Source organism: Neobacillus sp. DFD-2R (assembly GCF_057747865.1).
On the sequence record NZ_CM173228.1, the window covers coordinates 3,095,882 to 3,110,037 of the forward strand.

The 14,156-nt window shown below is 40.0% G+C and carries 13 protein-coding genes; 1 reads left to right on the forward strand and 12 read right to left on the reverse strand.

The features are described 5' to 3' along the window. Positions 1–26 precede the first annotated feature (26 nt). Positions 27–1,034 carry a beta-ketoacyl-ACP synthase 3 gene (locus AC3ANV_RS15580; protein WP_488309624.1) on the reverse strand — a complete coding sequence of 336 codons (1,008 nt, stop codon included), beginning with the start codon at positions 1,032–1,034 and terminating at the stop codon, positions 27–29. A 252-nt stretch (positions 1,035–1,286) separates the two neighbouring features. On the opposite strand from AC3ANV_RS15580, the gene AC3ANV_RS15585 reads away from it, so the two are divergent. After that, the gene (locus tag AC3ANV_RS15585) at positions 1,287–1,757 is read left to right on the forward strand and encodes a low molecular weight protein-tyrosine-phosphatase (RefSeq protein ID WP_488314247.1); all 471 of its coding nucleotides are present in this window, start codon (positions 1,287–1,289) and stop codon (positions 1,755–1,757) included. A gap of 182 nt (positions 1,758–1,939) precedes the next feature. Here the strand turns inward: AC3ANV_RS15585 and AC3ANV_RS15590 are convergent, their stop codons facing one another. The 11 genes from AC3ANV_RS15590 to AC3ANV_RS15640 form a co-directional block, all read right to left on the reverse strand. Then, positions 1,940–2,746: an RQC-minor-1 family DNA-binding protein gene (locus tag AC3ANV_RS15590; RefSeq protein ID WP_488309625.1), complete on the reverse strand. Its 807-nt coding sequence runs from the start codon at positions 2,744–2,746 to the stop codon at positions 1,940–1,942. 98 nt (positions 2,747–2,844) lie between these two features. Then, the gene (locus AC3ANV_RS15595; protein ID WP_488309626.1) at positions 2,845–2,994 is read right to left on the reverse strand and encodes a hypothetical protein; all 150 of its coding nucleotides are present in this window, start codon (positions 2,992–2,994) and stop codon (positions 2,845–2,847) included. Positions 2,995–3,441: 447 nt separating this feature from the next. After that, positions 3,442–4,764: an MFS transporter gene (locus AC3ANV_RS15600; RefSeq protein ID WP_488309627.1), complete on the reverse strand. Its 1,323-nt coding sequence runs from the start codon at positions 4,762–4,764 to the stop codon at positions 3,442–3,444. Positions 4,765–5,037: 273 nt separating this feature from the next. Further along, entirely contained in the window at positions 5,038–6,504 is a 1,467-nt protein-coding gene (gucD, locus tag AC3ANV_RS15605) for an alpha-ketoglutaric semialdehyde dehydrogenase GucD (RefSeq protein WP_488309628.1), read from the reverse strand. Positions 6,505–6,527: 23 nt separating this feature from the next. Next, positions 6,528–7,685 carry a UxaA family hydrolase gene (locus AC3ANV_RS15610; RefSeq protein ID WP_488314248.1) on the reverse strand — a complete coding sequence of 386 codons (1,158 nt, stop codon included), beginning with the start codon at positions 7,683–7,685 and terminating at the stop codon, positions 6,528–6,530. 4 nt (positions 7,686–7,689) lie between these two features. Beyond that, positions 7,690–7,989: a UxaA family hydrolase gene (locus tag AC3ANV_RS15615; RefSeq protein ID WP_488309629.1), complete on the reverse strand. Its 300-nt coding sequence runs from the start codon at positions 7,987–7,989 to the stop codon at positions 7,690–7,692. A 55-nt stretch (positions 7,990–8,044) separates the two neighbouring features. Further along, positions 8,045–8,944 carry a fumarylacetoacetate hydrolase family protein gene (locus tag AC3ANV_RS15620; RefSeq protein WP_488309630.1) on the reverse strand — a complete coding sequence of 300 codons (900 nt, stop codon included), beginning with the start codon at positions 8,942–8,944 and terminating at the stop codon, positions 8,045–8,047. A gap of 75 nt (positions 8,945–9,019) precedes the next feature. Next, complete coding sequence (locus AC3ANV_RS15625; protein ID WP_488309631.1) at positions 9,020–9,787, reverse strand: IclR family transcriptional regulator; 768 nt, start codon at positions 9,785–9,787, stop codon at positions 9,020–9,022. A gap of 636 nt (positions 9,788–10,423) precedes the next feature. Next, the gene (locus AC3ANV_RS15630; RefSeq protein ID WP_488309632.1) at positions 10,424–11,311 is read right to left on the reverse strand and encodes a fumarylacetoacetate hydrolase family protein; all 888 of its coding nucleotides are present in this window, start codon (positions 11,309–11,311) and stop codon (positions 10,424–10,426) included. After that, positions 11,308–12,288: a 2-hydroxyacid dehydrogenase gene (locus AC3ANV_RS15635; protein ID WP_488309633.1), complete on the reverse strand. Its 981-nt coding sequence runs from the start codon at positions 12,286–12,288 to the stop codon at positions 11,308–11,310. The genes AC3ANV_RS15630 and AC3ANV_RS15635 overlap by 4 nt, the downstream gene beginning before the upstream one ends. 482 nt (positions 12,289–12,770) lie before the next feature. After that, on the reverse strand, positions 12,771–13,694 hold the full coding sequence (locus AC3ANV_RS15640) for a dihydrodipicolinate synthase family protein (RefSeq protein ID WP_488309634.1): 924 nt from the start codon (positions 13,692–13,694) through the stop codon (positions 12,771–12,773). Between the last annotated feature and the right edge of the window lie 462 nt (positions 13,695–14,156).

Sequence of the window (14,156 nt, forward strand, 5' to 3'; positions counted from 1 at the left end):
AGTAAGAAAAATATTCACTAATTTCTTTACAATGGTGTCGGTGTCTTGACCTGTTCATCAAAATTTAGTTCTAAAAGTTGTCCTGCATGAACCATACCAGCTCCAAAACCATACATAAGGACCCGGTCTCTATTCTTGACTTTTCCCTCACGGATCCCAAGGTCAAGTGCTAAAGGAATTGTAGCAGCAGAGGTATTTCCAAAGTTGACCAAGCTATAAAGAGTTTTTTCCATTGGGTATTCTAATTTTTCGCAAATTGGCTCTATTAACCGTAGGTTGGCACTATGCGGTATAAACCAATCCACTTGATCTAAAACCGTTTCCGTTTTATTTAAAATCTGTTTGATATTAGTTGGTACATTTCTTACAACCCATCGAAAAACCTCTCTACCGTTCTGTACTAGACATTGAGTATCGATTAACTCAATACCATTTATCTTTTTTGATAGGCCGGTGCGGTATACATGTTGTCCGCCATGCCCATCACATCCAAGCTGAAATCCAAGGAAGTTTTCGAATTGGTCATCCCTTTCGACCAATACGGCACCGGCACCATCACCAAATAATATACATGTGCTTCTATCAGTATAATCCGTAATTTTTGAGATGGTATCAGCTCCAATAACTAATATCTTTTTGTGAAGCCCCGAAGAAATAAAACTATGTGCAGTATGCAAAGCATAAACAAATCCTGCACACGCTGCACTTAAATCAATGGCACCTGACCGAGGTATATTTAAACGATGCTGTATGTGACTCGCAACAGATGGGAAGGGAAAATCCGGTGTGCTTGTCGCCACTAAAATCAAATCTACATCATCAACCTTTTTATTGTATCTTTGCATTAAATCTCTTATAGCAGCTACACATAAATCGCTGGTAAATTCATCAGACCGGCAAATTCTACGTTCATGGATTCCTGTTCTTTGAACAATCCACTCATTAGTAGTTTCTACCATTCTCTCAAGATCAAAATTTGTTAATTTCTTTTCGGGCACAAATGTCCCAATAGCAGTTATTCTTGCCCCTGACATCTATTTCACCCCTCATTTTTAGTAGTTATTATTAGCACCTGGTACTAATTATAACGACATAAATATGAAAAAGCAATTTAACTTCCTTTTTTTGTATAATAAAAAAAGCTTTACTCCTTAGTAAAGTAAAGCAACCTTTTTTTGAATCATAAAATTTATAGATAAAAAAGACTGTGGCCACTTTAAGTGAACTCTATATTGCTCAAAGTAGTACAAGTTATTTATAATTAGGCTAAAAAAGGAGCTTATATGATGATTAATGTTTTATTTGTTTGTCTCGGAAATATTTGCCGTTCACCGATGGCTGAAGCATTATTCCGCGACTTACTCGAAAAAGAAAAGATGAGTGATAAAGTTAGTACCGATTCAGCTGCAACCAGTTCTTGGCACATTGGATCCCCACCGCATAAAGGGACACTTGCCATATTAAAAAAATACAATATCACCTCAAACGGTCTTGTCGGACGCCAACTGACGAAAGAAGACTTCGAGCAGTTTGACTACATTGTCGGCATGGATGAAAGCAACATAAGGAACATTTACGAAATGACCGGCAAGCCTAATCATCCGAAAATCCTTCGTTTGCTCGACTTAACCAATCATAAAAAGGATGTGCCGGACCCCTATTACACAGGTGATTTTCAGGAAACCTATGACCTTATTACAGAAGGCTCCAGAGCATTGCTTGAGAAAATTCGGATCGAACACAATTTAAAAAAATAGAACAATCCCGCTAATACATATTGGCGGGATTTCGCTTTATGAAAAGTGCCTAAATTTAAGTTATGGGTAGTGTAATCGTAATAGTAGACGGCTGTCCGCTACAAACCTGAGCAGACCGTTTTAACTCTTTTTTCCCTTTTCTACTATCTCCGCTTCCGTTTTCTATTACAATCACAACTTTGCTAGTCAATCACCCTGGCCACTTCTTGACCGCATTTTTTGCAGTTGCCATGTAAAACAATTCCAGCCTTTGATTCTTTGACAATATATTTTTCGATTTGAACGACATCAAGACAAGTAGCACACCAGACATTTCGTTCTAGTTTTCTACGGGTCTCCTCAGGAATGGAAAGCCACTTTTTAGTAGCGGTAAAAGAGATAACCTCATGATCATTTTTCATCTCGATTCCTCCTTCGAATTTTTCCAGCACATCAATCACTTCTTGAATTCTTGTTTTTACTTTTTTATATTCAATCATTTGCCAGGCTTTAAGGATGAGGATTAACTCTCTATTACCAGATTCAGCGATCTTATCTAATAAGAGAAGAATCATACCGCGGTTTCTATCTTTTAATGTTTCGACAAATTCATATTCTCCATCTTGAGCAGCATCAATAAGCTTTTCCAAAAGTTCGTCCGTATAGGTTTCCCGTTCAATTTCCCACCCTTTATCCGTAAAGACAAGTAGTGGCAATCTGTAATCATATTCGATTGCTAAATAATGCTTTAAAATCATCCAATCAATCTTTGCGAGAATCTCTGTTTGGGATGTCCCCTTAAATGCGCCATAAACAGGGCTTCGGTCCAATCCAAGCTCTAACAACTTTTTTTCTTTTGACCCGGCAAGAATTTTGGCAAGCATCGCACGGCCGCCACTCATAATTAAATCATCTGCACCACGCAAGATCGTTTTAATTTCATGATTCGGCAATGACTTTATTCCGTTTGCATCAAGTTCATAACGAATTCTGTTTACTTTTTTGCCCATTTGTTTCCCTCATTTTTAAAAATATCACTAAAACAGATTAATAAAATTAATTCAAAGTATCGCCATGATGAAGTTAAAATATAATTTTAACAATGGATTTACATTGTTTCGTTCTTGCATCCAGGGAAAACCTCTGATAATAGTGAGGAAAAAGCTCTAAATTCAGTTGGAATCCCGTCTTTTCCATATTCATAAATAAATTCTTTAAACAATTCATTTAATCCTGCTTTTTTTAATTTTTTAACCATTCCACCTGGTCGATTGGCAGTTTTAATTTTAAACTTACATCTTATTTGGCATTTCCGCTTTTCTTTTTTCCACTAATGTGATGCCTTCTTCTATATTCGGAAACCATGAATCATTTTCGTTCACCCTACATTTACTAAAAATACTATAAATTTTAAAAATCGGTCACTGGCTTTTCACTATTCATAGATACCTAATTAGTCTAATTTTATAACAAAACATGTTTGCTATAAACAGTTGCAGCTTCTCTCCAGTAATCATTCCAAACAATACCAGCAGTAAAAGCCGTTTTTCAAAAAGAAAAACGGCTTCCTTATTTAAACGATGACAAGCCCCTCTTTTATGGTTCAGTTTTAATCAAATTAGGTTAAATAATAAAATACCCGATATCCTGTAAGAAATCGGGTATTATTATGCCTTTAATGGTATTTAATGGGCTTGCCGGATTCTCAAATGTTTACAGGTTCCTTATCTACTTTTCCTAGATTACCAGTTGTTTTAGGAACAATCGGTTCAACTTTTCCAAGCCAAAAAAGATAGGTTAAAGCACCGATTAAGGTAGCCACTCCTGACACTATGAGTGCCGGCGTAAATGAGTGAGTAGTAGCAATGATAAAACCAGTTACAATTGGTCCTAAAATACCTCCCATATTTGAAACACAGTTTTGAAGTCCGCCAACCACTGAAGTCATATTTACAGGTGCTACGTCTCCGGGAAGTGACCAAATAGCACATGCAGCAGTCGTTAACCCTGCATAGGAAATAGATAATAAGGCTATTGAGAGAACCGCTGAATTAACCAGCCCCGCAAATGCAATCGAGGTTGCCAATAACATACCTCCCCCAAGGTTCAATTTACGAACAAAGGTTAAGGAGTAGCCCTTTGTGTAAAGACGGTCGGAAAACCACCCCGCCAAGAGTTCAGCTACTAAACCAAATAGAGGAGGAATCATTGATACCCAACCCATTTTCATCAATTGGAAGCCGCGTGCTTGTACAAGATAGGTCGGAAACCAAGTGATAAAGAAATAAATAGCATAGTTTAACATGAAAAACCCAACACACATCGCTAAAATATTACGATATTTAAGAAGTTGATACCATTTCATCGGCTGTTCTTTATCAAGACCATCCTTTTTGATCTGCCCGTCACGAATATAGGTTAGTTCTTCCTTGTTTACATACATATGCTTTTCCGGATCACGATAATAGGCCCACCAAATGGCTACCCAAATTAATCCTAACAGACCGGATACAATAAACGGAACTTCCCATCCAAAGGCAGTCATTAACCAAACAACAAACGGCATGGCTATCGCTGTACCAACTTTGGAACCGCTGTCAAAAATAGCAGACACTCTTGTACGTTCTTGATCAGGGAACCATTTTGCTGTCACACCGGCATTGCTTGGATATGCTCCTGCCTCACCAATTCCTAATAGGGTACGAAATAATACAAGGGATCTTAAACCTTGACTAGCAGCTGTTAATGCAGTGGCGATTGACCACCAAGCAACGCTTAAAGCAAGAGAGAATCGCTGGCCAACCTTGTCAGCCAGCCATCCGGCAGGAATCTGAAATAACGCATAGGTCCAAAAGAAAGCTGACATGACAATCCCCATTTGTGCTGCATTTATTCCAAATTCCTTCATTATAGTGGGAGTCGTGGCAGAGAGTACTGTTCGGTCCAAATAATTAATGGCTATCGCTGCCCACATGAAAAATGCTATTTTCCACCGAACCTTCGTTCTCTTATCACTTATTTCTCTCATTTAAAAACCTCCAAAAATAGAATTTTATAATATGAAACCGCTTCCAATTAATGAAATGATTATTCATAAATCCTTTTCATCGTTTAGGGACATCATTATGCATGGTCTGTAGTGGAAAAAGTTCGAAGTTTTAAAATTTTCAGTTTCAATGCCAATCCTTTAAAACTGATCGTGTATGATTATAGGATTTTTAAACTATATATTCAGAAGTTTACCGTCCCCTAAAAATCGTAGAAAAATTTTTAGGGAACGATCGATCTGCATCTATTCTGTCTATGCTTTTACAAATACGGTTTTAATAGCGGTAAAGAATTCGATCGCTGCCTGCCCCTGTTCCCGGGAGTGTGAGCTTGACTGTTTCATACCGCCGAATGGTGCTTGTAATTCAACACCGGCGGTTTCAGCGTTGATGCGCACAAGTCCAGCCTCTGTTTCATTGATGAAAGACATCATTTTACTTATGTCTTTCGTATAAATGGAGGCACTAAGCCCAAATTCGACATCATTAGCAAGCGCCAATGCTTCTTCGAACGTATCCACTTTAATGAGGGCCAGTACCGGACCGAAGATTTCCTCCTGGGCGATGGCCATCCCATTCGTTACATCCTCAAAAATAGTCGGTTGGACATAAAAGCCGTCTTCGGTTCCGTTCTCAGCATAACGTTCGCCGCCGTATAGTAATGTAGCACCTTCTGCTTTTCCTTTTTCAATATAAGAAAGGACAGTATTGAGCTGACTCTCACTGGCGCACGGTCCCATCCATGTGCCGCCTTCCATGCCGTTTCCGATTGTAATTTCTTTTACTTTTTCAAGCAGTTTCCGTTTAAAGGTATCATAAACCTCTGCCTGGACGAATACCCGGCTTGTAGCTGTACATTTTTGACCTGTCGAACGAAGACCGCCGCCGATCGTTCCTTCCACCGCGAGGTCCAAATCAGCATCCGCTGCAATGATGACAGGGTTCTTTCCGCCCATCTCCAACTGATATTTCGCCCCACGGGCCAGTGCGGCCTGCCCGATTCGTTTCCCGGTGGCGTTTGAGCCTGTGAACGTAATACCATTAACGTCTGAATGGTGGACGATTGCCGTGCCAACTTCAGATCCGGCCCCTGTTACCATATTTACTACACCGGCGGGAATGCCGGACTCATCCATACACTCAATGATCTTTGCCGCTGTAACAGCCGCTTCCTGTGCAGGTTTAATAACGACTGTATTTCCATAAATCAATGCAGGTGCCATCTTCCAGATCGGGATGGCTACCGGAAAGTTCCACGGGGAAATGACCCCGACGACTCCAAGCGGAACGCGTGTCGTAAACATTAACGCCTGACTGTCAGTGGACGGAATAACATCACCTATTTTGCGCAAGCCCTCACCCGCATAGTAACGTAGAATAGCGACACCGCGCATCGTCTCCCCTTTGGCTTCAGCGAACGTTTTCCCCATCTCCTTTGTCATCGTTTCTGCAACCTCATTCAGACGCCGTTCCAGATTGTTAGCGATTTTATAGAGATAGTCACCGCGTTCAGCTCCCGAGAGGCTGCGCCATTCTTTTTGCGCCCTTTTAGCTGCTGCCACAGCCTTGTCAACATCTTCATCTGTCGAGCTCTGAATGTAGCCGACAATTTCGTTTTTATTAGCTGGATTAATTCTTGCTTCGACTTTTTTTCTGCGAGATGATACCCATTCTCCGTTAATATAGTTAAAATATGTTTTTACCTGCGTTGTAGTGGTCATGATCAATACTCCTTTCCATATCCTTAAAATGTCGGGCCGATGCGCCAGATACCGAAATCATGCTGCTTAAGAATTTCAGCTTTCGTAAGCTTTCCGGAAGCAACAAGCCCGATTTCATCAAAAATTTGCTGACCGACAGATTCAATCGACTCTTTTCCTTCGATAATGGTTCCGGCGTTCAAATCGATGTTATCTCCCATTCTTTCAAATAATCCTGTATTTGTCGCAATCTTGATGACTGGTGCGATTGGAGATCCGGTAGGAGTGCCTCTTCCTGTGGTAAACAATACAATTTGAGCTCCTCCGGCAACCATCCCCGTTAGCTGCTCAATATCATGTCCCGGTGTATCCATCCATACCAGTCCTTTTTTGGATGGGACCTGAGCATAATCGATCACTTCCTGCAAGGGTCTGCTCCCGGACTTATTCGAAGCGCCTAACGATTTTTCTTCAAGAGAACTCAAGCCTCCCTTGATATTTCCAGGACTTGGGTTCCCAGTACGAATATCTACTCCCATCTTAATGGCCCGGTTTTCCATGGCACCGATGACCTCATATACACGCTGGGCTGTCCGGTCATCCACGGCCCGCTCTGCCAATAGATGTTCTGCACCAATTAGTTCTGTCGTTTCTGCTAAAATGGCCGTACCTCCGCGATCGACAAGCATGTCGCTAACGACACCTACGGCAGGATTGGCGGATAAACCGGAACATGCATCCGAACCGCCGCATTCTGTTCCGATAATAAGCTCACTGAAATCACAGAGTACCTTCATTTGAGCGGAAGCATCCTGTACCATTTTCGCTGCGATTTTAGCTCCTTCTGCAATGGCGCCAAGTGTTCCGCCATGGTCCTGTATGGAAACCACTTCTACAGGCTTTCCTGTCTTGGCAATCTCTCCAGCTACACTTCGTGCTTGATGAGTTTCACAGCCAAGTCCTAAAACAACGACTCCATAAACATTCGGATTGGCGCCCATTCCTACATAAGTCCGGAATGTTTGTTCATAATCGACCCCTACTTGTGCACATCCATGCTGATGAATGAATGAGACCGTGCCTTGCACTAATTCCGTAATTTTTTTAGCTGCCTGGGTTGCACAGGTAATCGTGGGCAAAATCAACACATGGTTTCTTACACCAACTTGACCGCCTGCGCGCCTATATCCCCAAAACTTCATTTCATTATTCAATTCGATCCCCTCGCCCTCGTTTTCCTTCTAGATTATGAATATGAACGTGTTCACCTGAATCTATATCAGCAGTAGCTGAACCTATCACTTCGCCATATTTAAGAATATCCTCCCCTTTGGAGATTGGCTTGACAGCGAATTTATGCCCGAATTCAATGGTTTCTTTTAGTTCCACGTCAAAGCTCTTCCCCTGGCATGTGACCTGGACATGACTCCCTGCCGGGATATTCATTAAAGCAACAGCCACTTTATCGTTCGGTTTCATCATCACCGTTTTAAAAGCGATACTCATCAAAAATCTCCCCTACTTTTTATTGTTTTTTTTATAAAAATTTTTAGATAGCAGCTTACAAACTGGGGACAACTGTATTTGCCAGACGTACTGTATTCTGTAAAACCCCAATATCAGAAATTTCAATCTCTATTTGGTCTCCTTCCGCCAAGGTAAATTCATTTGGGGGAACAATACATGTGCCTGTCAATAAAACAGTACCATTAAAAATCTGATTGTCTTTAAGGAGGTAAGAAACAAGCTCATCAAATCTCCGCTTTAATTGGCGGGTATTGGCATTTCCTTCCACCACCTTCTCGCCGTTTCGGTAGATTCTACATGTGATATCAAACTGATAAGGGTCTTTAACTGCTTCTGATAGAAGAATGGCAGGACCAATAGAGCAGGAATTTCTCCAGATTTTTGCTTGAGGCAAATAAAGCGGATTTTCCCCCTCAATATCACGGCAGCTCATGTCATTTCCAATGGTATATCCTAAAATTTCTCCCCTGCTATTGATGACAAGCCCTAATTCCGGCTCAGGGATTTGCCAATGGGAATCGTTTCGAAGATATACTTTATCATTTGGGCCAACGGTTCTTGCTGCAGTAGATTTAAGAAAAAGTTCGGGGCGTTCTGCATCATAGACTTTGTCATAGAAAGTAGTTGCACCAATTTTTCCGTCTGCAGACTCGAAGTTTCTGGCATCTCTGCTCCTTTCATAAGTAACACCCGATGCCCACACTTCAGGAGCTTCAATTGGGACTAGCAAGGATAGTTTTTCTAGAGGTTGGGGATTTGGATCTAAAGCATCGATAGCGCTTTCAACAAAGAGAAGAAGAGAAGTATTTTGTTCTTGGGCTTGCTGAGCTAACTCCAAGAAGTCTTTTTGCGGGAGCGAATAAATGAGCCCCTCCTTTGTTAAAGCAGCTAGAACGGGTACTGACTTTTCATTTAAGTAACGAATAATACGCATATAGTAATCCTCCCAAAAAAAGTTTTATATTATAAAACTCAGTTCTTATATTTGAACATTAGGGATGGGACCCTTTTATCTAATTGGTGTCCCATATCCCATTTGTTCAGATAATTCGGAGCCTATTTGCTTAAGTAGAGCAACAAACTCCTTTAACTGAGTCTCATCTATACGAGCGATAAGAGTTGAAAGGCTGATCGCGGCAATCACCTGATTTTCATGATTTCGAATTGGTACAGCAATACAGCGAACGCCCGGTTCGTTTTCTTGGTTGTCTATTGCGTATTCTTGTAGGCGAACCTTTTCTAGCTCACGTAAAAAGTCTGCTTCATTTGAAATAGTATATTCTGTTTGCTTTGTATAGACATATTCACTTAAAATCTTTTTTAATTCTGCTTGTTTCCTAAAAGCGATCAACGCCTTACCAACAGCTGAACAATGTAGGGGGATTCGTCTCCCTATTCGGGAATAACGGATCGTAGCCATGGATCCTTCCACTTTATCAACATATACGCCTTCTTTGCCATCCAAGATGACCAGATGAGTGGTCTGCCCTGTTTTTACAGATAAATCCAGTAAGTATTTTTTAGCCAAATGTCTGATATCCAAAGAATGAATCACATAATTTCCTCGTTCAAACAGCTTCATTCCCAATTCATACTTTCCATTTTCTGAATTTTGTCTGATATAGCCATGTGTTTGGAGAGTTTTTAACAAAGAATGAACGGTGCTTTTGTTTAGACCCATCCGCTCACTTATTTCTGTTATCTTTAGCTCTGTTGCATGTTCGTCGAATAAGTCTAGAATTCGAAGAGCTCGTTCTACTGATTGAATAATGGGCATGTGGTTTCACCTTTTTTGTTTTATATTATAAAACCCTTTTTTACTATTATGAACAATTTTAGTATAGTATAAATTATTCAGAAGAGTCAATTTATTTTTTAGGATTTTTATCTATTTTTTGCAAATTTTTCAATCTGTAAAGGTTCGCCATTTTTAAAAGAAAGATTCTCCGGCCCGGAGATAATCTCAATATTTGGATTATCCAAACTATTTCTTTATTGTGACTTTTGCCAGGCTTACTCGGTTCTGCTGCCCCTCTTACAAAAGGTAGAATAATCATTATTGAAAAAGGATTCCATTTTAATAACGCTTTCAATTTGGTTGTAATATGAAATTGATTTTCAATGAAGGTACATTTACTCTGTTAATTTAAATACTTATAAAAATATTGATTGTCTTTCTATTTTATAAAGGCTTTTTTCGTAAACTTTGTTGCTTTTGAAACTTTATAAAGTTCATTTACTAAGTTTCTAGGCAATTTTCGCAAATGTTCTTACGAAAAGATGCCACGAAGCTTCTAATTATACGGGTTGATAAACTTATACGAAAAACAACAATCTATGCGAAAATAGCCTTTATAAAAGAAGTTTTTATAATAGGTAACTCCCCCATGGGGAAAAACAACTATAAGGTGATCTAGAGTTGTTTTAAAGTATTGGTCAAGCGGCCCATTTTTTCAATTTCGATGGTTACTACGTCTCCATCTTTTAACCAAACACGCTTTTCTTCTGAATAGCCCATAATCACTCCTTCTGGTGTGCCTGTCAGAATGATATCCCCTGGATAAAGGGTCATATGTTCTGAAATGTAGCTAATGATTTCCTCGCAGGTAAAAATCATATCCGAAGTAGTAGAATCCTGCCGCACTTCGCCATTGACAATCGTACGAATTCTTAATTGGTTAGGGTCGTCTATCTCATCACTGCTCACCAAATATGGACCAATCGGGCAAAACTTATCGCAAGTTTTCCCGAGAAGCCACTGCGATGATTGAAACTGCAGATCGCGGGCAGATAAATCATTTGCATTACAATAGCCATAAACGTAGGATAGTGCTGCTTCCCTTTTTACACACTTTGCTTCCTTACCTATTACGATGGCTAATTCCGCCTCATAATCTACCTCCTTTGACTTAGCCGGAAGCGGAACATCCTCGCCGTGTGCGGCCAGTGCATTTTCAAATTTGCTGAAAAGAAGCGGGGCTGGAGGGTAAGCCATACCGCATTCAATTGCATGCTTTTTGTAATTCAGCCCTGCACAGATAATCTTCCGGGGTTCCGGGACACAAGCACCAAAACATACTGTTTCTTCGGCAAGAAACAAATCGTCATCTCCATAGGCTCTATCTACAAGAGCAGCCAACTTTTCTTTCCCCTTCTCTCCCTGAGCAATCAATTTCATGACTGTAGCAGGTGCATGCATTTCCGGATAGACAGCAAGTGCAGCAGGAACATCTAAAATTCCCTTTTTTGTTTTAACACCTAAAGAAAAAATTTTATCCTTCAGAAAAGAAACAGTCTTCATAAGCTCACACCTCTTAGTTCATCGACAATATTTGGCGGCTGTTCTCCCTTTAAAGCCTGAACCAGGTTCTTTGCAGCAAGCATCGCCATATCTAAACGGGTCTTTTCCGTAGCTGAACCGATGTGCGGCAGTGTCACGACATTCGGCATTTTTAATAAAGGGTGTTCTGGATCGATTGGTTCCTGTTCATACACATCCATTCCAGCCCCGCGTATCTTTCCATTCACAAGGGCCTCCAGCAAAGCCTGTTCATCGACGGTCTGACCTCGGGAAGCATTAATAAAAAAGGCGGTATCCTTCATGAGTGAAAATTCCTGATGTCCCATTATACGTGTTGTTTCAGGGGTTAAAGGGGTCATCAGCACAACAAAATCGGATTTTTGTAAGAGTTCCTCCATGGCACAGTAATGGGCACCAAGGTTTTCCTCAGCTTTGATTTTTCTTGTCCGGCTATAATAAAGAACATCCATATCAAATCCATATTTAGCTCTTTTGGCGATTGCCTCACCAATTCGGCCCATTCCAATAATCCCTATCGTGGCATGATGGACATCTACTCCATACAACATTCCATCATATCCTTTTTTCCACTTTCCATCTTTCACGTACCTGTCCAACTCCGGAATTCTTCTTGCCGACGCCAACACCAACGCCAGTACCAAATCCGCAACCGTTTCATCCAACACAGAAGGAGTATTTGTTCCTAAAACTGCTTTTTTCTTCATGGCCTCTAAATCAAAGTTGTTGTATCCAACGGAAATATTACTGACCACTTTTAATCTGGGAGCACAGTTGAGCAGCTCCTGATCTATTTTCCCCCCGACCATGAGCAATCCGTCTATATCTACAATCTCCTTTAACAAGATTTCACGCGGAATCGGTTCATTAAAATCCCATTTTCGGTACTCGCAATGCTCAGCGATAAAAGCCTCTGCCTGCGGAGGAATCGGCAACGCGATAAATACTTTTGGTTTCATTTTCAATCTCCTTTATTTAGATATTTGACTAGCTTATTGGCTGTTTTTAATTACTTCAATGTTCTCCTCAAAAATGCAATCCACATTGTTAGAACTGAAAACATCACCGTTCAGATTCTTTAAACCAACCATTCCCTTTCCATGTTTCTTCATGTTCAACAGCAGCCGGAATGAAATTTCATTGTTGTAAAAAAAGAATCGTACGCATGCAAGTATTTGTTTTACATTATATAACACAGTTTTGATAGACAAATAGTAAATTTGGGTCCCATTTGTTTTTATCATTCAGATGACGTCTGCTTTAGCAGAGCAACAAATTATCCCAAACATGAAGCTACATAAAACAAATTATGATCATCGGTGTGTTTTCCTTTATCGATTCTATTTTTATTCAGGAGTGCTCCATCGCCACCAAGCGAACGAAATAAAACGATTGCAAAAACGAAAAGTGATATTTTTTCAGAGGAATACTATTCATCCCTCTATAAAGGAATACTAGCTTTATCTAAAACTTGATTTAACATGATTTTTACTTGTTCCTTCTTATCATCGCTAAGCGGACGGGCCGGCGCCAAAACATCTGTGGAAACTTCTATTCCCCTTAGACAAAGCGCCTCTTTAACAACGCTTACAAAAGGTGAATCAAGTTTATATAAAAGCGGTAAAAGAGCCAACTTGCGATGCAATTCAATTGCTTTGCCATAGTTTTCTTGCTTAAAAGCTTGATAGATACCGATTGAGAGTTCCGGCGCGAAATTCGCTGTTGCAGGAATCGAACCATCTCCTCCAAGGGATAATGTATTTAAGAGGTGATCATCATATCCAGAAAACACAGCGAAATCGGGTTTTCTTTGCTTTACCTTTAGAATCATTTCCCTTATATGTCCCACAGCCTCAACGGTTTCCTTAATACCGATGATATTTGGATACGCCTCCGCTAGCTTAAGGACAAATTCAGGCGATAAATCTTGACCAGTCAATTGCGGAAAGTTATATAAAAGAATCGGTAAATCAACACTTTTAGTAATATCACCATAATGTTGAAAAAGATGATCTTCAGATAGAGGCCAGAAATAAGGATTAATGACAACAATGCCATCTGCCCCTATCTCTTTTGCATGTAAGCTTAGTGAAATGGTCTCCTTTGTACTTGTGCTGCCTGTTCCAATTAAAACAGGCACACGCCCATCTACATACTGGGCCGCAAATTCAGCCACTTCTTTTCTTAATTCCACAGACATTTGGCTGAACTCACCTCCGGTACCTAGAAAGAAAAGCCCATCTACCTTTGAATTGATTAGGAAATCTATCAGATTTCCCATACCCTTTTCATCAATACGTCCGTCTTTATGTAATATTGTACTTACTGGTGGAATAATTCCATGAAATTTTGTTATTGTTTGCATACTATTTCTCCTTTATATTTTAATGCTCATCATTAGGGTTAACTGGATACTTTTTAGACCTATTGATGACATGCCAGCCCACACTTCAGGTAAGTGAATAGGACTAGCAATGATAGTTTTTTTAGAGATTATGGAATTGGAGGTAGCTCTTTCAAGAGAAGTATTTTGGTCTTGGGCTTGGTGGTCTAACTCCGAGGTGGAAACGAATAGATGAGCTCCTTCTTTTTTAAACGGGAACAGAATTTCATCTATATTATACGCATATAGTTTCCTCCTTCGAAAAAAGTTTTATATTATAAAACTCGGTTCTTAAATATAAACATTAGATATGGGACCCGTTTATTTATTAGGAGTCCCATATCCCAGTTGTTCAGTTAAATTTTGTCTGAGTGAGTTTTCAATAAAAAATGAAAAGTGCTTTTGTTCAAAATCATCTGCTTACATATTTCTGCTTTCTTTAGC